Raw genomic sequence first — 19967 nt, 5'->3', positions numbered from 1 at the left:
GAACGTCGCGATGGGGTTGGGCGCCGACTGACTGTGCGTTGACGCGACAACCGCTGCGGGCGGACACCCCCCGACACGGCCCCTTGCGTGAGCCGGCGGGTGTGGGCGCGTCCGGGCTCAGCGCCCTGCGGACCACCTGCGCTCACGCGCCGCGCTCAGCGGCCGCGGGGTGCTGGCTGCGGGCCGCCAGCACCGCTTGGCTGCGGGGATGCGTGCCGCTAAGGGCGGCACGGGTGGGGTCCCCCCCCCGCTCGAGCGAAGCCCAGAGTGGGGGAGGCGCCCCGTGCCGCCGGGCTGCGGACCCACCCCGGCCGAGCCGTCACGGCGAGTGCCTCGCACCCGGCTGCGCCTCGGTCTGTCGGCCATCTCGTGGCCGAATCCAGTCCCCGCCCGCCCCTCCACCCCACCGTCGTCTTTCGGTCGTGCCCGAAACTCGGGCGGCCGGTCCGTCCGTGTTCGCTCCCTCGGTCGTGCGCACCTCACCAGCGGCGTCGCCCCCAGCCGCTCGCCGGCCCCAACACCCGCCCTGTCCGGCACCTACCTCCCTCGGTAAGAAATTCTTGTCCGAATCATTGACGCACTCTCAGCCCCTCCGTACCTTGTGCCAGCAAGCGCTTACTTGAAACGATTCATGCGAGCGGGACGACGTGCGGGGAGGTCCAACCGTGGTGAACGGCAGGAATGTTGAGAGACGTACGGTCCTGAAGGCGGCCGGGGCCACGGCGGTCACGCTGGGGCTGGCCGCGACGACCGGCTGTGGCGGCGACGGAGGGGCCTCCGCCGACGGGACGGTGACGATTCGTTATGCGTGGTGGGGTGCGGAGGACCGCGCCCAGAGAATCAACAAGACCATCGCGCTCTTCGAGAAGAAGTACCCGAAGATCAAGGTGAAAACGGACTTCCAGCCCTATCTCGACTTCTGGAAGAAGTTCAACACCCAGGCCTCCGGCGGAAATCCGCCGGACGTCTTCCAGAATGCCATCGGCTTCCTCCGTAAATACGACGCGAAGAACGTACTGCTCGATCTCAGTGAGCAGGCCAAGGCGGGCAACCTCCGGATGGAGGGATTCCGGGCCGGTCTCGAGAAGTTCGGCGAGATCGACGGCAAGCTCCTCGGTGTTCCGGTCGGTTCGAACTCGATGTCCCTCGTCATCGACAAGCCCGTCTACACCCGGGCAGGCGTCAAGCCCGAGCAGGGCTGGACCTGGGACGACTTCGACGCGGCGATGAAGAAGATCCGCGACAAGACGGGCCGTGCCGGGGACAGCGGCATGTACGGCGTCATGTACCTCTACGACCTGTACCTGCGTCAGAACGGCAAGGCGTTCTTCACCGAGGACGGACTCGGCTTCACCGAGTCGGATCTGACGGACTGGTGGACGAAGGCGAAGAAGGGTGTGGAGGAGGGCATCTACGCCGATGCCAAGAAGGTCGTCCAGAACAAGCCCAAGTCGGCGGTCGCCGCCGAGCTGGCCGGAGGCGAGTTCACCTGGGACAACTTCACCGTCCGCTACACCTCCGAGGGCAAGAGCGAGTACGGCCTGGCCCCCATCCCGACGACGGACGGCAAGAAGACCGGCCAGTACCTGGGCTCGCTCATGCTGAGCGCCTCCAAGCGCACCCAGCACCCCAAGGAGGTCGCCCAGTTCATCGACTTCATGGTGCACGACCCCGAGGTCGCCAAGATCATGGGCTACGACCGCGGTGTGCCCGCGACGCAGGCCCAGTACGACGCGTACCAGCCGACCGACGAGGTCAACAAGGCGATCTCCGCCTACGAGGAGTCCCTCGTCAAGGCCGGGGTTCTGGAGCCCATCACACCGCACCCGAACGGCGCGGACATCTGTGAGTCGGCGTTCCTGCGCATCGCCGAGGAGCTCGCCCTGGGCAAGAGGTCGGTGGACGAGGCCGTCAAGCAGTTCTTCACCGAGTCGAAGACGGCTCTCGGCACCTGATGGGAACCACCGTGACACACGCCCCTGCGATGGAGGGCCTGTCCAAGGACAAGGGCTCCGAGCCGCGGCACGGTCCGGTGAAGCCCGAGCGCCCCGCCGCCCTCAGGCGGCGGCGGCGCCGGGAGAACCTGGCCGGCTATCTCTTCATGTCCCCGTGGATCGCGGGCTTTCTGCTCCTTACCGCGGGTCCGATGGTCGCCTCGCTCTACTTCGCCTTCACCGACTACAACCTGTTCGACGCGCCCAAGTGGATCGGCCTCGGCAACTTCTCGGAGATGTTCGGCGATCCGCGCTGGCGTCACTCGGTGCAGGTGACGTTGTGGTACGTCGTCGTGGGAACGCCGCTGAAGCTGATCGCGGCCCTCGGGGTGGCCCTGCTGCTGGCCCAGAGCCGGCGCGGGCAGGCCTTCTACCGGGCCGCCTTCTATGCGCCGTCGCTGATCGGGGCGAGCGTCTCCATCGCGATCGTGTGGAAGGCGATCTTCTCGGACGACGCCATCGTGGACCGGGTGCAGAAGAGCTTCGGGATCGACGTCGGTGGCTGGACCGGCGATCCCGACATGATCATCTACAGCCTGGTGGCGCTCACCGTCTGGCAGTTTGGCGCGCCCATGGTGATCTTCCTGGCCGGCCTCAAGCAGGTCCCGCGTGAGCTGTACGAGGCGGCCGAGGTCGACGGGGCGGGCAAGATGCGGCGGTTCTGGAACATCACGCTGCCGATGATCTCCCCGGTTCTCTTCTTCAACGTTCTGCTGGAGACCATTCACTCCTTCCAGATCTTCAGTTCGGCGTACATCGTCGGCGGTGGCGCCGGCGGTAATGCCTGTGGTCCCGCGGACGGTTCGATGGTCTACACCTGCTACCTCTACGTCCAGGGCTTCGAGAACAGCCGGATGGGCCTGGCCTCCGCCATGGCCTGGATGCTGCTCGTCGCGGTCGCCCTGGTGACGGCGGTGCTGTTCTGGTCCCAGAAGCGCTGGGTGCACTACGAGGAGGGCGCGTGATGAGCTCCACCGGACTCTCGGCTTCGCGTCACAAACTGCCCGGTTCCCTCGCCTGGCACCTGGGCTCCCTGGTGATCCTCGCGGTGATCCTCTACCCGGTGATCTGGGTCGTCGGCGGTTCGTTCAAGAAGAGCGAGGACGTCGTCGGCAGCCTGGATCTCTTCCCGGGCGATCCGGTCCTCTCCAACTACACCAGCCTCGCCGACGGCATCGCCGACATCCCGATCTCCACGTTCTTCTTCAACTCACTGTTCCTTGCCGTCGGTTCGGTGGTCGGGATCGTGGTGTCCTGCTCGCTGACGGCGTACGCCTTCGCGAGGATCAGGTTCGCGGGCCGCAATCTGCTGTTCGCGCTGATGATCGGCACGCTTCTGTTGCCGTACCACGTGCTGCTGATCCCGCAGTACGTGCTGTTCCGCAACATGGAGATGATCAACACCTACACCCCGCTGCTGCTCGGGAAGTACCTGGCCACCGAGGCGTTCTTCGTCTTCCTGATGGTGCAGTTCATGCGCAATCTGCCCAAGGAGCTCGACGAGGCGGCCAGGCTCGACGGCTGCGGGCATCTGCGGATCTACTGGTCGATCATGCTGCCGCTGTGCCGCCCGGCCCTGATCACCAGTGCGATCTTCACGTTCATCAACGCCTGGAACGACTTCATGGGGCCGCTGATCTACCTGAACGAGCCCGACAAGTACACGGTCTCGCTCGGCCTCAAGATGTTCGTCGACCAGGAAGGGCTGGCCAACTACGGAGGCATGATCGCCATGTCGCTCGTCGCGCTGCTGCCGGTTCTCGCCTTCTTCCTGGCCTTCCAGCGGTATCTGATCGACGGTATGGCCACGTCGGGTCTGAAGGGCTGACTGGGCATGGCCGGGACCCGAGTGAAGGCGCGGGGTGAGTCGGTGCTCGCCGAGCGGTTCGCGGTGTTCGCCGAGTGTCTGCTGACCGGGGTGTGGATCGCGGTGGCCTCGCTGGGGGTCGTGACCTATCCGGCCGCGTTCGCCGCGGGTGCGCGGCATCTGCGGCGCCGTACCGCGCACGAGGGCGGTGGGTGGCGGGAGTTCGTCGCCGACTTCCGGACGGCTCTGCGCGGCGGGTGGCTCGCCGGACTCGCCGGGTGGGCGGCGGTGGCCGCGGTCTGGGTGGACGTCCAGGCGGCCCGGGCGGGGATTCCCGGCGGGCCGCTCGTCGGAGCGGTCGGGGTCGTCGCACTGATCGCCTTCGTAGTGGCAGGGCTGCGTGCGGCGGCGGTCTGGGAGCCGGAGGGCCGGTGGCGGACGCTGCTCGCGCATTCCTGGCGGCGGACGGTTCTCGACCCGGCCGGGTCCTTTCTGATCATCGCCGGGCTGGCCGTGGTGGCTCTGTCCGCCTGGTTCGTCGCGCCGCTGGCGGTCCCGGTCCTCGGGGCCGTCGCGGCGGCGGCCGTCGCCGTGGAGGAGCGGTACCGGCACCGCTGACCGGCGGTGCCCTCAACCTCAGGTCGGCGCCCCGGGCGCCGCACCTCTCACTGTCATGCCCCTGACCAGCGCACGGAATTGCTTCCCGCACGGACAAGGAACGGACTAGGAAAGGCAGCATCTCAATGTCTCCCATCCCTCGCAGGTCCCTCCTCAAGGCGGCAGCCGTCGCCGGAGCCGCCGCCCAGTTCAGCTGGGCATTGGGGGTTCAGGACGCGCAGGCCGCACCCAGAGCCGAGCCCGCCGACGCCGACCCGGTCACCCTCGACTGGCTGGAGGACGGCGGACTCGGCGCGGCCCCCGGCTCCACCGTCGGCGTCCCCTGGCCGAAGGGCGCCTACGAGAAGGGGCAGACCTTCGCGCTGACGGACGCGGACGGCAAGGGCGTTCCCGTGCAGTCCTGGCCGATCGCCTACTGGCCCGACGGCTCCCTCAAGTGGACCGCGCACGCGGTCGGTTCGGGCAACGGCAAGCTCACCCTCGCCGCCGGCACCCCCGCCGCCCCCGAGAAGAAGGTCACCGTCGACAAGAGCGGCGGCACCATCGACATATCGACCGGCGTCATCACCGCCAAGATCGGCAAGTCCGGGTCCACCCTCGTCAAGTCGGTCACCCGCGGCTCGACGGAGATCGCGAAGAACGGCCGGCTCGTGCTGATCCGCCAGCCCGAGATCGAGGACGAGGACCAGGGCGCGGTCAAGACCGAGCGCTTCGACGGCGCCATATCCAAGGTCGAGGTCGAGCAGGAGGGCCCGGTCCGCGCGGTCGTCCGTATCGACGGCAAGCACCGCAAGGGCGGCCGCAGCTGGCTGCCCTTCTCGATCCGGCTCTACTTCTACGCGGGCGCCGACTCCTTCCGCATGGTCCACACCCTCACCTTCGACGGCACCCAGGAGCCCGCGAAGGCGAGCGGCGACTTCATCCGCGGACTCGGCGTGCGCTTCCAGGTGCCGATGCGGGACCAGGCCTACGACCGTCACATCCGCATCGGCGGCGACGGCACCGGCCTGCTCCGCGAGGCCGTCAAGGGCATCACCGGACTGCGCCGCGACCCCGGGGCGGCCGTCCGCACGGCCCAGTTCGAGGGCAAGAAGCTTCCCGACCCCGCCACCTGGGACCAGCGGGTCACCACCCGCCTCCAGTACATCCCCGAGTGGGGCGACTACACCCTCTCCCAGCTCTCCGCCGACGGCTTCACGGTCCGCAAGCGCACCAAGAAGGGCCACGGCTGGATCGGCGCGGGCGGCGGCCGGCGCGCCAGCGGCTTCGGGTACGTCGGCGGCGCGAGCGGCGGGTTCGCCTTCGGCCTCAGGGATTTCTGGGAGAAGTTCCCCGCCCAGCTCGACATCCGCGACGCCCAGACCGACACGGCCGAGGTCACCCTCTGGCTCTGGTCACCCGAGGCGCAGCCCATGGACCTGCGCTTTTACCACGACGGCATGGGCCAGGACACCTATCCGGAGCAGCTCGAAGGCCTCAACATCACCTATGAGGATTACGAACCGGAGTTCGGCACCCCCTACGGCATCGCCCGCACCAGCGAACTGCTCTTCTGGGCCCACGACTCCACCCCGAGCGCCGAGGCGACGGCCCGGCAGGTCGAGGCCGTACGCACTCCGCCACAGCTCGCCGCCCCGCCGAAGCAGCTCATCAAGGCGGGTGTCTTCGGCAAGCTGTTCTCCGCGCCGGACCGCTCCACCAGTGCCAAGGCGAAGATCGAGGACCACCTCGACTTCCTCTTCACCTACTACAAGGACCAGGTGGAGCAGCGCCGCTGGTACGGCTTCTGGGACTACGGCGACATCATGCACAGCTACGACCCGAGCCGTCACCAGTGGTGCTACGACGTCGGCGGCTACGCCTGGGACAACTCCGAGTTGTCGCCCGACCTGTGGCTCTGGTTCGCCTACATGCGCTCCGGCCGCGCCGACATCTTCCGCTTCGCCGAGGCCATGACCCGGCACACCGGCGAGGTCGACGTCTACCACCTGGGCAAATGGGCGGGCCTCGGCACCCGGCACGGTGTCCAGCACTACGCCGACAGCGCCAAGCAGCAGCGCATCGCCAACACCACCTATCGCCGCTACTACTACTTCCTCACGGCGGACGAACGCGTCGGCGACCTCATGCACGCCAACGTCGACTCCGACGAGACGTTCCTCGTGCTCGACCCCATCCGCAAGATCCGCACCGAGCCGTACACCCCCGACCGCAACGCCCTGTCCATCGGCTTCGGCACCGACTGGAGCGGACTGGTCTCGGCCTGGCTCACCGAGTGGGAGCGGCGTGGACCCAAGTGGGAGAAGGCCAAGGCCAGGGTCCTGTCCACGATGGAGACCATCGCCGCCCAGCCCAATGGCTTCGTCCAGGGCAACGCGCTCTACGACCTGGACACCGGGAAGTTCGCCATCGCGGCGGAGCCCAGGGTGGGAGTCTCGCATCTGTCGGCCATGTTCGGCCTGGTCGAGCTGTGCGCCGAGCTGATCGACCAGATCGACATGCCGAAGTTCAAGGAGGCATGGCTCGACTACTGCCGCTACTTCAACGCCACCAAGGCCGAGCAGAAGGCCCGCTACGGCTCCGACTTCGGTTCCCTGCTGCTCTTCCAGGGCCACTCCCGGCAGGACGCCTACGCCGCCGTCCAGGCGGGCGACGACAAGCTGGCCGCCCGGGCGTGGCGGCAGTTCTACAACAGCGCCGACACCTGGGACTACAAGGAGTCCACCGACTGGTCCACGAAGAAGATCGACGGCCCGACCGGCCTGGTCCCCGGCAGCGAGGCGGCCTGGGTGTCCACCAATGCCACGGCGCTGTACGGCCTGGCGGCGATCCAGAACCTGGCCTTGGTGGGCGACAAGATGCCTTGATCGGGGGCTAGTTCATCCTGCCCAGCACCTCCCGCACCCGTCGGACGTCCCTGATCCGCTGCTCGTACGTCGCCCCGAGTGCGAGCAGCAGGAGTCCGGCGAGGGCGGGGGGCGCCCAGCGGGGGAGCGCGCCCGTCACCTGCACGACGTACGGGGCGAGTTCGTGCAGCGTGACCAGGGCCAGCACGGAGCCGCCGAGCACCAGCGGCGCCTGGAGGTGGTGCCGCGCTCCCAGCAGAGTGATGAGCAGTGCCGCCGCACCCAGCAGCAGCGGTCGCGTCCAGTGCGGGTCGGCCCAGGCCGCGACGAGGCTCGGCAGAAGGGTGGCGGCGAGTCCGGGGCCGTACGCCGTCCAGGAGGACGCCCGCGGATCGCGGCGCCGGCGCAGCGCGCCGACGAGCAGCGCGGGCACGGTCACCGGGAGCGTGTAGGCCTCGGGTGTGCCGACGTCCCAGGCGGCCAGTCGTACCCAGGCGGCCAGCACGAACAGGGCCGTGGCCGCGTAGCCGACGGCACGGCGGCCGGGACGCAGCGCCGTGCCCGCGGCGATCACTCCGCACAGGGCCAGCACCAGGGCGAGCAGCGGCGGATCGGTGGCGGCGAGGCCCACGGCGAGCAGGCCGGTGACGGCTCCCACGATCTCGACCGGCAGAGTCGCCCGGTGCTCACCGAGCCGCGCCGCGAGCAGCGCTGCGGCCACGGGGACGGCCAGGACCAGCAGGGCGGTTCCGGCCGGCGGCCAGTCCGCGGCGGCACCGGTGGCCGAGGCCAGCGCGGCGGCGTACACGAGGGCGGCCGGAGCCGTGACGGGGGCGACGCCCGTCTGCCATGAGGCCGCGGCGAACACCGCCACCAGCAAGGACAGCACCACGAGGGTCGCGGTCTGGGAGGCGAGAGCGGCCAGGGCGAGGCTGACGGATGTGACCAGGGCGAGGACGAGAGCCGTGAGTCGCGCGGCCGGCACCGTGGCCCGGCACATGTACAGCGCGGTCGCCGTCATGACCCCCAGGACCGACATCCCAGCGATGTACGGAATCCCGAGGACCGCCGGAAGCATCAGCGCTGTCGCCCAGAGCAGGCCCAGCGCACCGAGCCGCGCCCGCGCACGCCAGGGCTCCGTACGGAGCGCCAGGGCGAGAACGGCCGCGACGGCGACCGACACGACGGGAGTCGCCGCCGAGTCCGCAGGCCAGGGCGCCTCGAGGGTCACCGCGGCGCGGGCGTCCGAAGGAGCACCGCTCCACACGCGGCCCACCCAGCCGGCCGGACCCAGCAGCACCACGGTGACGACGGGCAGCGTCCACAGCAGCGCCAGCGCCTGTACGACGCCGGAGGCCCAGGCGAACCCCCGCCGCAGCGCGTCGGGCAGCGGCCCGGCCCATACCGCCGCCAACAGGGCGATTCCGCAAACCAGATGGGCCGGAACCGCCCACTCCGACGGCAGTCCGGAGCGGGCGACCCCACCGAACGCACCCACGGTGAGCAGCCCCGAGGCGATGGCGAGACCGAGGGGGTGCCGTGTACCCGGGACTCGCCAGGCCGCGCCCAGCGCGATCGCCGCCGCGAGCAGGAGAAGCCCCCCGGCTCGCGCGGCGGCGCCCGGACCGTCCGCCGCCGCCGACAGCCAGCCCCCGGCCAGGACGCCCCAGCCGCCCATGCCGTACGCACCGACGACAGCGGCGATCCGCACCGCCCCGGCCGTCACCCGCAGCGCCGCCACCGTGTCGAGCCCGGCCGTCACCAGCAGCGCGGCCGTGATCATGTACGCACCCGCATCGGCGGCCAGGGCCCACAGCAGCAGCGGGAACTGGGCCGCGGCCAGGGCGGAGGGCAGGGGCAGCCGCAGGGCGGCCGTCGCCGGAAGCAGGCCGTACGCCGACCAGATCACCGCGAGCACCGCTGACGCGGCCGCGGCGTACCCGGTCCCGTCCGTACCGGTGAGGGCGGCCTCGTGCAGCGCGTACGCGTCCAGGACGGTCAGGGCGAGCCCGAGCCCCGCCACCGACTCGGCCGTCGACCGCAGCCCCCGCTTCAGCAGGAGCACGGGCCCGGCGAGCGCGGCCAGCGTGACCGCGCCGAGCACCAGCGCCCGCCCGGCGATCCCCATATGGCCCCAGCTGACCAGCGTGAACACCGCGGCCGCGAGCGTGAGCAGCACACCGCCGAGGACCAGGAGGACGTTCTGCACGTTGGGCGCGGCGGTCTCCGGGCGGGGCGGTGCCGTGGGTGACCAGGCCACCGGGAGCGGCTGCTGGGTCCGTTGCAGGGCCGCGACCAGCCAGGCGCGACGTGTCAGCAACTGGGCCCGGCGGGCGTCCAGTTGCCGGAGTTCGGCATCGAGGAGCCGCAACTCCTCGGCCGGGGGCGGAAGGTACGTCATGCCTGGCAGTGTGGTCCGCGTCACCTCGCACGGCATGAGTGCGGATACTCAGGCGCGTACTCAGACAAGCCCCCACCAGGAGTGGGCAGACTGCGGGCATGGACTGGAACCACTATCGCTTCCGCAGCCTGTGGCCCCTGACCGCGCCGCCCGTCACCGTGTACGAGGCGCTGGAACGGGCCGAGGACTACCCCCGCTGGTGGCGCCAGGTCCGGCAGGTGACCCGGCTCGACGAGACCACCGGCGTGATCCGGATCCGTTCCGTCCTGCCGTACGACATGACCTTCACGGCACGGGAGGTGCGGCGCGACCCCGCGGCCGGTGTGCTGGAGACCGCCCTGTCCGGGGACATCGAGGGCTGGGCACGCTGGACGGTCACGCCGCTCGGGCCGGGCAGTCTCGCGCGGTACGACCAGGTCGTGAGCGTGACCAAGCCGCTGCTGAGGAGGCTCGCCGTACCAGGGCGGCCCGTCTTCCGCGCCAACCACGCGCTGATGATGCGGTCCGGGCGGCGCGGACTCGTCAGGCACCTCGAAGCGGTTTGAAGGAAACGTGCCGGGGCCTGTATTGTTCAGTCCGTTCCCGGGCGATTAGCTCAGTGGGAGAGCGCTTCGTTCACACCGAAGAGGTCACTGGTTCGAACCCAGTATCGCCCACCGGAAACAGCCGGTCCGTCTCAGACGGACCGGTTTTTTCATGCCCGGATGCCCCGGACCAGATGCTCAGGCCGCCGCCGGCAGGTCCGGACGCAAGGGCCAGGCCGGGTCGACCGACTCCTCGACACCGCTGCGCGCGAACCACGCCTGGAGGCCCCGGGCCTGCGCCGCGTGCCACACCGCCTGCAAGGTGTGCAGCTCACCGGGGGCGAGCCGCTCCAGCCGGGACGCGAACCGGCGGCCCACCGCCCGGGTGACCTCCAGCGCCGCCACGGCATCGGCCGCCGCGTCGTGCGCGCCCTCCAGCGTGACGCCGTAGTGCGCGCACAGATCGGTCAGCGTGCGGCGGCCCTTGCGGTACCGGTCCAGGTGCTTGTCCAGGACCCTCGGGTCGAGCACGAGCAGCGGCGCCGGCTCGAACCAGCGGTCCAGGGCCGACGCGCGATGGCGGCGCAACTCCCGGTCCAGCAGGGTCAGATCGAACGGCGCGTTCATCACCACGACCGGGCGGCCGGCATGGGCCTGCTCGGCCAGCACCTCCGCTATCTCGTACATCACCGGCGCCGGCCACCGGCCGTTGCGCTGCAGGTGCTCCTCCGTCAGCCCGTGCACCGCCGTCGCCTCGGCGGGCACCGGCACACCCGGGTTCACCAGCCAGCGGCTGACCCGCGGCCGGACGCCCGGGGCGTCCTGGACGACGACGGCGGCCGACACGATCCGGTCGGTCTCGACGTCCACGCCCGTCGTCTCCGTGTCGAAGGCGGCCAGCGCCCCCTCGTACCAGCACGTCGTCATAGCCACACAACCCCTCGTTCACCTTCGGCAGTTGACGCACCGTCCGCTGCCCGATTCGGTGATACCCGGGCTGTTTGCGTACTACGCCGGAAGGAGACAACAGGAGTACGGGTCGTTGCAGTTCAGCGGCCCGCCACGGGGACTCACATGTTCTGGAAGGCTGTTGGCCATGGCCATTGCGCAGCCCGAACGGGGCGGGCTGCTGCCCGAGCGCACGGCTCCCTCCCGCGGCACCCTCGCCACCACCGCCTGCATGGAGACACTGCAGGTCGGCTATCTGCACGCCGTCGCGGCGGCCGCCGGCTGCTCGCTGTCCCAGCCGTTTCCCGACAACGGCATCGACTGGCACGTCAGCCACAGCGCCCCCGGGCACACGGTCGACGACGAGGTCACCATCAAGGTGCAGCTCAAGGCCACCTACCAGGTGCCGCCCAACCCGCCGGGCCGCACCTTCTCCTTCACGCTCGACAACGCCCACCTGGCGAAACTCGCCCGCACACCCGTCTCGGTGCACAAGATCCTGGTGGTGATGCTGGTGCCGCGCTCCCAGGACGACTGGCTGCGCGCCGGCCACGACCGGCTCGACCTCAGGCACTGCTGCTACTGGACCAACCTCGCCGGCCAGCCCATCACCGGCCGCACCCGCACCACCGTGCGCATACCGACCGCACGCATCTTCGACGACCGGGCCCTGTGCGAGATCATGACGCGGGTCGGGACGGGAGGGAAACCGTGACGCACCGCCCGACCGAGGAGCCACTGAGGGCCGTGCGGCCCCACCCCGTCGACTCCTGGAGCGGCCCCCCGCCCGAGCCCCGCGAGGTCGACCCGGCCGTGCTGAGCGCCCTGCTGCGCCGGCACGGCTGGCTGCGGCGCGGCGGCGCCCCCGGACGCTACGGCCGCTGGACCCCGCCCGGCCCCGGCGGCAGCGGCACGAGCCTGCTGGTGCCGGAGAGCCGCGCCTTCCCCGACAGCGACGACCTCCTCGGCGAGGCCCTGCTCGCCCTGTCCCGCAGCGGCTCGCCCTCCGCCCGCGAGGTCCTCGTCTCCCTCGCCGTGCCCAGTGACGAGATCCGCTGGTGGCACGACGTCCCCGCCGGGCCCGCCGGTGCGGCGCCCTGGATCGTCGAGGACCGGCTGCGCACCGCGGCCCGCCGGATGCTGCTCGCGGCGGCACTCTCCGCACGCGCGCGTGCCGGCTATCACGGCGCCCGCCACCGCCGCTCCGCCGCCGCGTCCCTGGAGAACGTCCTCGTCGGCTCCGCCGCCGACGGCCGGCTCACCGCCTTCGTCCCCGTCGCCGGCGGCCGCCCCGTGGCCGTACGCCTCCACCAGGCGCTGTACGCCGCCCGCGAGGCCATCGACTACCAGCGCGCCACGGGCGGCATGGACGCCTTCGACGCCGCGGTCGAGGCAGGGGTGAGCCACGAGCTCACCGAGGCCCTCGTCGCCCTGGTCCGGGGCACCGAGGGCGCCCGGATCGCCGTCGAGTGGGCCCCGGCGGCCGGAGTGCCCGAGGGCTGCGCCCCCTCCGCCGAGCCCGTCGAGTTCTCGCCCGGCGACCTGCCGGTCCTGCGCGAGGCGGGCGCCCGCTATCTGCGCGAGGAACCCGCCGTGCCGGTGCGGATCACCGGAGCCGTGGTGCGGCTGCGCCGGTCGGGGCCGCGCGGCGAGGGCACCGTCCGGCTGCGGGTCCTGGCCGGGGCCGAGATCCCGAACGTCCGGATCACCCTGGACGAGGAGGGCTACCGGATCGCCGGGCACGCCCACCTCGTCGGACTGCCGGTGCGGGTACAGGGCCGGCTGGAGAGCCGGGGCGGCTTCCGGCGCCTCACCGGCGCCCACGGCGTCGTACCGGTGCAGGTCGACGACGCCGAACGGGACAGGCTGATGAAGGCCCTGCAGGAGAACGCCGGGATGGCGGCCTTCTTCGAGGAGGCCTGCGGAGGCGATCGCGGGGACTGCGAGGACTGACTTCGCGGTCGGCGGCCCGGGGTCGGTACGATCCATACTCGTGCGCGCTCCCGTACGGCGCCGCAGCCCCACCTTCAGTCAGGAGAGACCGGTGTCAGACGTCCGTGTGATCATCCAGCGCGATTCCGAGCGGGAAGAACGCGTGGTGACGACGGGCACTACGGCCGCCGAGCTCTTCGCCGGCGAGCGCTCGATCATCGCCGCGCGCGTGGCCGGCGAGCTCAAGGACCTGTCGTACGCCCTGTCCGAGGGCGACGAGGTCGAGGGCGTCGAGATCTCCTCCGAGGACGGCCTGAACATCCTGCGCCACTCCACCGCGCACGTCATGGCGCAGGCCGTGCAGGAGCTCTTCCCCGAGGCCAAGCTCGGCATCGGCCCGCCCGTCAAGGACGGCTTCTACTACGACTTCGACGTCGAGAAGCCGTTCACGCCCGAGGATCTCAAGGCCATCGAGAAGAAGATGCAGGAGATCCAGAAGCGCGGCCAGAAGTTCGCCCGCCGCGCGATCACCGACGAGGCCGCCCGCGAGGAGCTGGCCGACGAGCCGTACAAGCTGGAGCTGATCGGCCTCAAGGGCTCGGCCTCCTCCGACGACGGCGCGGACGTCGAGGTCGGCGCCGGCGAGCTGACGATCTACGACAACCTGGACGCCAAGACCGGCGAGCTGTGCTGGAAGGACCTCTGCCGCGGTCCCCACCTGCCCTCCACCCGGAACATCCCGGCGTTCAAGCTGATGCGCAACGCTGCCGCCTACTGGCGCGGCAGCGAGAAGAACCCCATGCTCCAGCGCATCTACGGCACCGCGTGGCCCACCAAGGACGAGCTGAAGCAGCACCTGGAGTTCCTCGCCGAGGCCGAGAAGCGCGACCACCGCAAGCTCGGCAGCGAGCTGGACCTGTTCTCCGTCCCGGAGCAGATCGGCTCCGGCCTCGCCGTCTTCCACCCCAAGGGCGGCATCATCCGCCGGGTCATGGAGGACTACTCGCGGCGCCGCCACGAGGAAGAGGGCTACGAGTTCGTCTACACCCCGCACGCCACCAAGGGGAAGCTCTTCGAGACCTCGGGCCACCTGGACTGGTACGCCGACGGCATGTACCCGCCCATGCAGCTCGACGAGGGCGTGGACTACTACCTCAAGCCCATGAACTGCCCGATGCACAACCTGATCTTCGACGCGCGCGGACGGTCCTACCGTGAACTGCCGATGCGCCTCTTCGAGTTCGGGACCGTGTACCGCTACGAGAAGTCGGGCGTCGTGCACGGCCTGACCCGGGCCCGCGGCTTCACCCAGGACGACGCGCACATCTACTGCACCCGTGAGCAGATGTCGGAGGAGCTCGACAAGACGCTCACCTTCGTCCTCGGCCTGCTGCGCGACTACGGCCTGACCGACTTCTACCTGGAGCTCTCCACCAAGGACCCGGAGAAGTTCGTCGGCTCGGACGAGGCCTGGGAGGAGGCCACGGAGACGCTGCGCCAGGTCGCCGAGAAGCAGGGCCTGCCCCTCGTGCCCGACCCGGGCGGCGCCGCCTTCTACGGCCCGAAGATCTCCGTCCAGACCAAGGACGCCATCGGCCGTACCTGGCAGATGTCGACGATCCAGCTCGACTTCAACCTGCCGGAGCGCTTCGACCTGGAGTACACGGGCGCGGACGGCGCCAAGCAGCGCCCCGTCATGATCCACCGCGCGCTGTTCGGCTCGATCGAGCGCTTCTTCGCGGTGCTCCTGGAGCACTACGCGGGCGCCTTCCCGGCGTGGCTGGCCCCGGTCCAGGCGGTCGGCATCCCGATCGGCGACGCGCACGTCGAGTACCTGGAGAAGTTCGCTGCGGCGGCCAAGCGGCAGGGCCTGCGCGTCGAGGTCGACTCCTCCTCCGACCGGATGCAGAAGAAGATCCGCAACGCCCAGAAGCAGAAGGTGCCCTTCATGGTCATCGCGGGCGACGAGGACATGTCCCACGGGTCCGTGTCCTTCCGCTACCGCGACGGTTCCCAGGAGAACGGCATCCCCTTCGACGAGGCCATCGCGAAGATCCAGAAGGTGGTCGACGAGCGGGCGCAGGTCTGATCACACGGCCCACGGGCCCCCGGGGAGATCCCGGGGGCCTTTGCCGTCCCCCCAGCTCTACGCCATATGCTGCACTGCATGACGAGTGAGCCGGAGCAGCAGCTGGGAGTGGGGACGCAGGACGCGTTCCAGCGTCTGTGGACGCCCCATCGGATGGCCTACATCCAGGGCGAGAACAAGCCGACCGGCCCGGGCTCGGGCGACGGCTGTCCCTTCTGCTCGATCCCGGCAAAGTCCGACGAGGACGGCCTGGTCGTCAAGCGCGGCGAGCAGGTCTACGCCGTGCTCAACCTCTACCCGTACAACGGCGGGCACCTGATGACCGTGCCCTACCGGCACGTCGCCGACTACACGGACCTCACAGCGGGGGAGACCGCCGAACTCGGCGAACTCACCAAGCAGGCGATGACCGCCCTGCGCACGGCCTCCGGCGCGCACGGCTTCAACATCGGTATGAACCAGGGCACGGTGGCGGGCGCGGGCATCGCGGCCCACCTGCACCAGCACATCGTCCCGCGCTGGGGCGGGGACACCAACTTCATGCCGGTGGTGGGACATACGCGGGTGCTGCCGCAGTTGCTGGCGGACACGAGGAAGATGCTGGCGGAGGCCTGGCCGACGAGCTGAGTCCGGCGGGGCCGGCTTTTTTCGACACCGGCCCCTTCCGCCCGCCGCTCACGAGTCCTACGCGTCGTACACGTCGGCCTTCTTCGGCGAAGCCTCCTGCACGGCCCCACTGAGCGCCGCCGACCTGGACCCGAACTTCTCCACATTCACCCCGTTCTCCCGCAGCACCTTCAGGGCCGCCGCATGCACCACACGCAGCACAGGCGTAGCCGCCCGCAACGCGTCGTCCGCCATGAAGCGGTGCCGCCACGGCTGGTCGGCCCACGCATGCCGCAGACCGAACGGCTCCGGGAGCGTCAGACTGCCGCCGAGCCAGTTCAGCAGCGGCGGGTACCAGGTCAGCGGGGCGCGCGCGGCCAGCCGTACCACCTCGTCGGCGTCGATCAAGGGGAGCTTCACGGTGCGGGTCTCCCAGAACTTCAGGGCCTTCTGCACCGCCTTCTCCTTGGCCGCCGGCTTCTCGTTGAACAGGGGGTTCACCGGCCCCAGGGCGTGTCCGGTGACCTCGATGCGGAGGGTGTCGTGCAGCACGGTCACCGTGATCAGCATCGTGATCACCAGATGGCCGTCCCAGAGGGTCCACTGCACACCGAGGTAGTGCCGGTCGCCGCTGCCGAACTGCTGCTTGTTGCAGATGTCCTGTATCGCGTGCGTCCGGACCGTGTACGCGTCGACGTCCGTGCCGCTCGGCCGGGACACATCCGTCGCCTTCTCGCCGATCGGCGTGACGATCCAGTGCGTGATGGACGGCTTGGGGAAGCCGCCGGTGTTGATGGACGTGCGCTCCAGCATGCCCAGGCCGCCCTGGATCGCCACGATGACGTCCCAGCTGCGGAAGGGGTGGAATTCCTTGTCCGGATCGGCGGAGACCAGCTCCTCGGCCAGCTGCCAGCTGCCCCACCGTGTGCCCATGCCGAGTATGCCCTTGGGGCCGGCGTAGAAGACCGAGTTGGACCGCTGCTCGGCGCCGAGACGGGCCAGCTCCTTGCGCACCTGCTCGGCCGCGTCGCCCGGGTTGCCCGGAACGGCCTCCGGGATCTTGGCGCCCACGCCGCCGCCCGACAGCAGGCTCGACCAGCGCTCCCGCAGGTCACGGGCGGTTCGCTCGCAGATCTGCTTGGCCCAGAACCAGCCGACGACGGGCATGATGACCGCCGCGCGCGCGTACCAGGCCCAGAATCCCGTGAAGGGCATCTTGATCAGGAACAGCACGGCGAGCGCGCCCACCGCGACCAGCAGGGTCGTGGCGAGGGCGCCGGCCCGCTTGTCCTCGCGCTTGGCCATGGTGGTGCGCAGCGTGAACACCAGCAGCCACACCAGGAAGCCCGGCAGGAAGAGCACGCCGCAGAGGACCGTGATCGCCGAGAGCCAGTTGTCGCGGTCGCGGCGGATGCGATGCGCCGCCAGGCAGTGCTCCACGACGACCTGGGGTTCGATGCCGAAGGACTGGATGACGGGGTTGCGCCCGGCACCCAGCATCCGGTCGATGATGGCGCGGGAGAAGGCCTCGCCGAACCTTGGACGGAGGATCTTCGCCCAGGGGCGCGGCGGTTTCACCTTCGACTGGTGCCACTCGTTGTCGGCTTTGAGGATCGTGGTGACCTCGTCGTCCCGGTACGCCGCCGCGGCCAGCGCGTAGGTCGCCGCCGTCTGCCCAGCCGAACCCGCCAGAGGCACCTGGGCCCCTGGGCTGAAGTCGAATCCGTCTGTCACTGCCGCCCCCATCGCTGCCGCATCCGCATCTGCGGCCTTCCCGACTTCCGCGCTCCGCACACCTGTTGATCAGGTCATCAGCGTATCCGCACGCAATGACATCCGTCGGCGGGCGGTTGTCAAGCCGCCCGCCGACGCGGAGGGAAGCCCTCACGAGGGCCACTTGGTGGCGCCGGGCGCGAACTACGAGGCCTCGCGCGCCTCCTCACGCACCCGATCCGCGACCTGTGGCGGCATGGGCTCGTGCCGTGCGTACCGGCGGCTGAACCGCGCCGTGCCGTGCGACAGCGACCGCAGGTCGACCGAGTACCGGCCGATCTCGATCTCGGGCACCTCGGCCCGGATCACCGTGCGACCGCCGGGCGTCTGCTCGGTGCCGAGCACCCGGCCCCGCCGCCCCGACAGATCGCTCATCACCGCGCCCACGAAGTCGTCGCCGACCAGCACCGACACCTCGGCCACCGGCTCCAGCAGATGGATCCGCGCGTCGGACGCCGCCTCCCGCAGCGCGAGCGCCCCGGCCGTCTGGAACGCGGCGTCGGAGGAGTCCACCGAGTGCGCCTTGCCGTCCAGGAGGGTCACGCGTACGTCGATGAGCGGATGCCCGGCGGCAACCCCCTTGGCGGCCTGGGCCCGTACACCCTTCTCCACCGACGGGATGAACTGCCGCGGCACCGCGCCGCCGACGACCTTGTCCACGAACTCGATGCCGGAGCCGCCCGGCAGCGGCTCGACCTCGATCTCGCAGATGGCGAACTGACCGTGCCCGCCCGACTGCTTCACGTGCCGGCCGCGTCCGCCCGACTTGATCGCGAAGGTCTCCCGCAGGGACACCTTGTGCGGCACGACGTCGACCTGGACGCCGTAGCGGCTGCGCAGCCGCTCCAGGGCCACGTCGGCGTGCGCCTCGCCCAGGCACCACAGGACCACCTGGTGGGTGTCCTGGTTCTGTTCGAGCCGCATCGTCGGGTCCTCGGCCACCAGCCGGGACAGGCCCTGCGAGAGCTTGTCCTCGTCCGGCTTGCTGTGCGCCTGGATGGCCAGCGGCAGCAGCGGGTCGGGCATCTGCCACGGCTCCATGAGCAGCGGGTCTTCCTTGGCGGACAGGGTGTCACCGGTCTCGGCGCGGCTCAGCTTGGCCACGCACGCCAGGTCGCCCGCGATGACGTGCGACACCGGGCGCTGCTGCTTGCCGAACGGCGTGGACAGGGCGCCGATCCGCTCGTCGACGTCGTGGTCCTCGTGCCCGCGGTCGGCCAGCCCGTGCCCGGAGACGTGGACCGTCTGGTCGGCACGCAGGGTGCCGGAGAACAGGCGGATCAGCGACAGCCGGCCGACGTACGGGTCGGAGGAGGTCTTCACGACCTCCGCGACCAGCGGCGCGTCCGGGTCGCAGGGCCTGAGCTCGCGCGGCTTGCCGTCGATCGTGGTCACCCGCACCGTCTCGTGCTCCAGCGGCGTCGGGAAGCCCCGTGTGATCAGCTCCAGCACCTCCACCGTGCCGAGCCCCTGCCGGGCGCCGTCGGACGCGGGGGCGGCGGCCAGGACGGGGAAGAAGACCCCGCGCGCGACGGCCCGCTCCAGGTCCTCGATCAGCGTCCCGACGTCGATCTGTTCCCCGCCGAGATAGCGGTCCATGAGGGTCTCGTCCTCGCTCTCCGAGATGATCCCCTCGATCAGCCGGTTGCGGGCCTCCTCGATCAGCGGCAGCTCGTCCTCGCCCGGCTCCGACTCCTTGCGCTCGCCGGTCGAGTAGTCGAACAGCTTCTGCGACAGCAGCCCGATCAGGCCGGTCACGGGCGCGTGCCCGTCGGGCGCCTGCGGGCCGTGCAGCGGCAGGTAGAGCGGCAGGACAGCGTCGGGGTCGTCCGCGCCGAAGGCCTCCGCGCAGGTCCGCGTCATGTCCTCGAAGTCGGCGCGCGCCGCCTCCAGGTGCGTGACGACGATGGCCCGGGGCATGCCCACGGCCGCGCACTCCTCCCACACCATGCGGGTCGAGCCGTCCACGCCGTCCGAGGCCGAGACGACGAAGAGGGCCGCGTCCGCCGCTCGCAGACCGGCCCTGAGTTCACCGACGAAGTCGGCGTATCCGGGGGTGTCGAGAACATTGACCTTGATGCCGTCCCATGCGACGGGCACCAGGGAGAGCTGCACCGAGCGCTGCTGCCGGTGCTCGATGTCGTCGTAGTCGGAGACGGTGCCGCCGTCCTCCACACGGCCCGCCCGGTTCACCGCCCCCGCTGTGAGCGCGAGGGCTTCCACCAAGGTGGTCTTGCCCGATCCGGAGTGGCCGACCAGCACCACATTCCGTACGGACTGAGGGTGGTCGGCCGCTTGTGCCCTGCCGGCGGCCCCAGGGTGTGTCTGTCCTTTGTCGCCCATGATCCTGCCTCCCGTGCACGGTGAGGTCACTGTGGGCGCGGACACGCGGCTCCGCGTGCATGGCGGCTCCGGCGACGCCCGCGGTT

14 protein-coding genes and 1 tRNA gene are annotated in these 19967 nt (G+C 70.5%); 11 read left to right on the top strand and 4 right to left on the bottom strand.

Features of this window, described 5'->3' with window-relative positions; translation table 11 throughout:
* Positions 1-665: 665 nt before the first annotated feature.
* From ACFT32_RS36150 to ACFT32_RS36130, 5 genes are all read left to right on the top strand, one after another.
* A complete protein-coding gene (locus tag ACFT32_RS36150) occupies positions 666-1955 on the top strand; it encodes an ABC transporter substrate-binding protein (RefSeq protein ID WP_382497668.1) in 1290 nt (429 codons plus the stop codon).
* A complete protein-coding gene (locus ACFT32_RS36145; protein ID WP_382497666.1) occupies positions 1955-2959 on the top strand; it encodes a carbohydrate ABC transporter permease in 1005 nt (334 codons plus the stop codon). The genes ACFT32_RS36150 and ACFT32_RS36145 overlap by 1 nt, the downstream gene beginning before the upstream one ends.
* Positions 2959-3822: a carbohydrate ABC transporter permease gene (locus ACFT32_RS36140; RefSeq protein WP_382497664.1), complete on the top strand. Its 864-nt coding sequence runs from the start codon at positions 2959-2961 to the stop codon at positions 3820-3822. Before ACFT32_RS36145 ends, ACFT32_RS36140 begins: the two co-directional genes overlap by 1 nt.
* A 6-nt stretch (positions 3823-3828) precedes the next feature.
* Positions 3829-4419: a hypothetical protein gene (locus tag ACFT32_RS36135; RefSeq protein ID WP_382497662.1), complete on the top strand. Its 591-nt coding sequence runs from the start codon at positions 3829-3831 to the stop codon at positions 4417-4419.
* 125 nt (positions 4420-4544) lie between these two features.
* Positions 4545-7286 (top strand): Tat pathway signal sequence domain protein, encoded by a 2742-nt coding sequence (locus tag ACFT32_RS36130; protein ID WP_382497661.1) that lies wholly within the window; start codon positions 4545-4547, stop codon positions 7284-7286.
* Between the two features lie 7 nt (positions 7287-7293).
* On the opposite strand, the gene ACFT32_RS36125 is transcribed toward ACFT32_RS36130, so the two are convergent.
* Entirely contained in the window at positions 7294-9702 is a 2409-nt protein-coding gene (locus ACFT32_RS36125; protein ID WP_382497659.1) for an SCO7613 C-terminal domain-containing membrane protein, read from the bottom strand.
* A gap of 62 nt (positions 9703-9764) precedes the next feature.
* Between ACFT32_RS36125 and ACFT32_RS36120 the strand changes: the two genes are divergently transcribed.
* Both ACFT32_RS36120 and ACFT32_RS36115 read left to right on the top strand, forming a co-directional pair.
* Complete coding sequence (locus tag ACFT32_RS36120; protein ID WP_382497657.1) at positions 9765-10211, top strand: SRPBCC family protein; 447 nt, start codon at positions 9765-9767, stop codon at positions 10209-10211.
* 39 nt (positions 10212-10250) lie between these two features.
* Positions 10251-10322, top strand: a tRNA-Val gene (locus ACFT32_RS36115).
* A 66-nt stretch (positions 10323-10388) separates the two neighbouring features.
* Here ACFT32_RS36115 and ACFT32_RS36110 read toward each other — a convergent pair.
* Positions 10389-11117, bottom strand: coding sequence for a 3'-5' exonuclease (locus ACFT32_RS36110; protein ID WP_215122594.1), 729 nt, complete (start codon positions 11115-11117; stop codon positions 10389-10391).
* 169 nt (positions 11118-11286) lie between these two features.
* Here ACFT32_RS36110 and ACFT32_RS36105 point away from each other — a divergent pair, with 169 nt between their 5' ends.
* The 4 genes from ACFT32_RS36105 to ACFT32_RS36090 all read left to right on the top strand — a co-directional run bounded on the left by ACFT32_RS36105 (position 11287) and on the right by ACFT32_RS36090 (position 15786).
* Positions 11287-11853, top strand: a complete 567-nt coding sequence (locus tag ACFT32_RS36105) for a DUF4365 domain-containing protein (protein ID WP_382497656.1) — start codon at positions 11287-11289, stop codon at positions 11851-11853.
* Entirely contained in the window at positions 11850-13091 is a 1242-nt protein-coding gene (locus tag ACFT32_RS36100) for a hypothetical protein (protein WP_382497654.1), read from the top strand. The genes ACFT32_RS36105 and ACFT32_RS36100 overlap by 4 nt, the downstream gene beginning before the upstream one ends.
* A 91-nt stretch (positions 13092-13182) precedes the next feature.
* On the top strand, positions 13183-15159 hold the full coding sequence (gene thrS / locus ACFT32_RS36095; RefSeq protein ID WP_382497652.1) for a threonine--tRNA ligase: 1977 nt from the start codon (positions 13183-13185) through the stop codon (positions 15157-15159).
* 66 nt (positions 15160-15225) lie between these two features.
* Positions 15226-15786 carry an HIT family protein gene (locus ACFT32_RS36090; RefSeq protein ID WP_382497650.1) on the top strand — a complete coding sequence of 187 codons (561 nt, stop codon included), beginning with the start codon at positions 15226-15228 and terminating at the stop codon, positions 15784-15786.
* A gap of 57 nt (positions 15787-15843) precedes the next feature.
* On the opposite strand, the gene ACFT32_RS36085 is transcribed toward ACFT32_RS36090, so the two are convergent.
* Together ACFT32_RS36085 and ACFT32_RS36080 are read right to left on the bottom strand one after the other, a co-directional pair.
* Positions 15844-17511 (bottom strand): hypothetical protein, encoded by a 1668-nt coding sequence (locus ACFT32_RS36085; RefSeq protein ID WP_382497649.1) that lies wholly within the window; start codon positions 17509-17511, stop codon positions 15844-15846.
* 171 nt (positions 17512-17682) lie between these two features.
* On the bottom strand, positions 17683-19881 hold the full coding sequence (locus tag ACFT32_RS36080) for an elongation factor G-like protein EF-G2 (RefSeq protein WP_382497647.1): 2199 nt from the start codon (positions 19879-19881) through the stop codon (positions 17683-17685).
* Positions 19882-19967 lie beyond the last annotated feature (86 nt).

Origin of the sequence: Streptomyces sp. NPDC057002 (assembly GCF_042673825.1) — a bacterium.
Lineage (GTDB): Bacteria > Actinomycetota > Actinomycetes > Streptomycetales > Streptomycetaceae > Streptomyces.
The sequence above is the reverse complement of the archived record's forward strand: the minus strand, read 5'-3'. Positions and strand labels throughout refer to the sequence as shown.

Excerpts from the sequence above, each read along its gene's own strand:
- ACFT32_RS36125 (WP_382497659.1), bottom strand. The coding sequence starts at position 9,702 with ATGCCGTGCGAGGTGACGCGGACCACACTGCCAGGCATGACGTACCTT.
- ACFT32_RS36105 (WP_382497656.1), top strand. The coding sequence starts at position 11,287 with ATGGCCATTGCGCAGCCCGAACGGGGCGGGCTGCTGCCCGAGCGCACG.
- ACFT32_RS36140 (WP_382497664.1), top strand. The coding sequence starts at position 2,959 with ATGAGCTCCACCGGACTCTCGGCTTCGCGTCACAAACTGCCCGGTTCC.
- ACFT32_RS36090 (WP_382497650.1), top strand. The coding sequence starts at position 15,226 with ATGCTGCACTGCATGACGAGTGAGCCGGAGCAGCAGCTGGGAGTGGGG.
- ACFT32_RS36085 (WP_382497649.1), bottom strand. The coding sequence starts at position 17,511 with ATGGGGGCGGCAGTGACAGACGGATTCGACTTCAGCCCAGGGGCCCAG.
- ACFT32_RS36080 (WP_382497647.1), bottom strand. The coding sequence starts at position 19,881 with ATGGGCGACAAAGGACAGACACACCCTGGGGCCGCCGGCAGGGCACAA.
- ACFT32_RS36130 (WP_382497661.1), top strand. The coding sequence starts at position 4,545 with ATGTCTCCCATCCCTCGCAGGTCCCTCCTCAAGGCGGCAGCCGTCGCC.
- ACFT32_RS36145 (WP_382497666.1), top strand. The coding sequence starts at position 1,955 with ATGGGAACCACCGTGACACACGCCCCTGCGATGGAGGGCCTGTCCAAG.
- ACFT32_RS36120 (WP_382497657.1), top strand. The coding sequence starts at position 9,765 with ATGGACTGGAACCACTATCGCTTCCGCAGCCTGTGGCCCCTGACCGCG.
- ACFT32_RS36110 (WP_215122594.1), bottom strand. The coding sequence starts at position 11,117 with ATGACGACGTGCTGGTACGAGGGGGCGCTGGCCGCCTTCGACACGGAG.
- ACFT32_RS36135 (WP_382497662.1), top strand. The coding sequence starts at position 3,829 with ATGGCCGGGACCCGAGTGAAGGCGCGGGGTGAGTCGGTGCTCGCCGAG.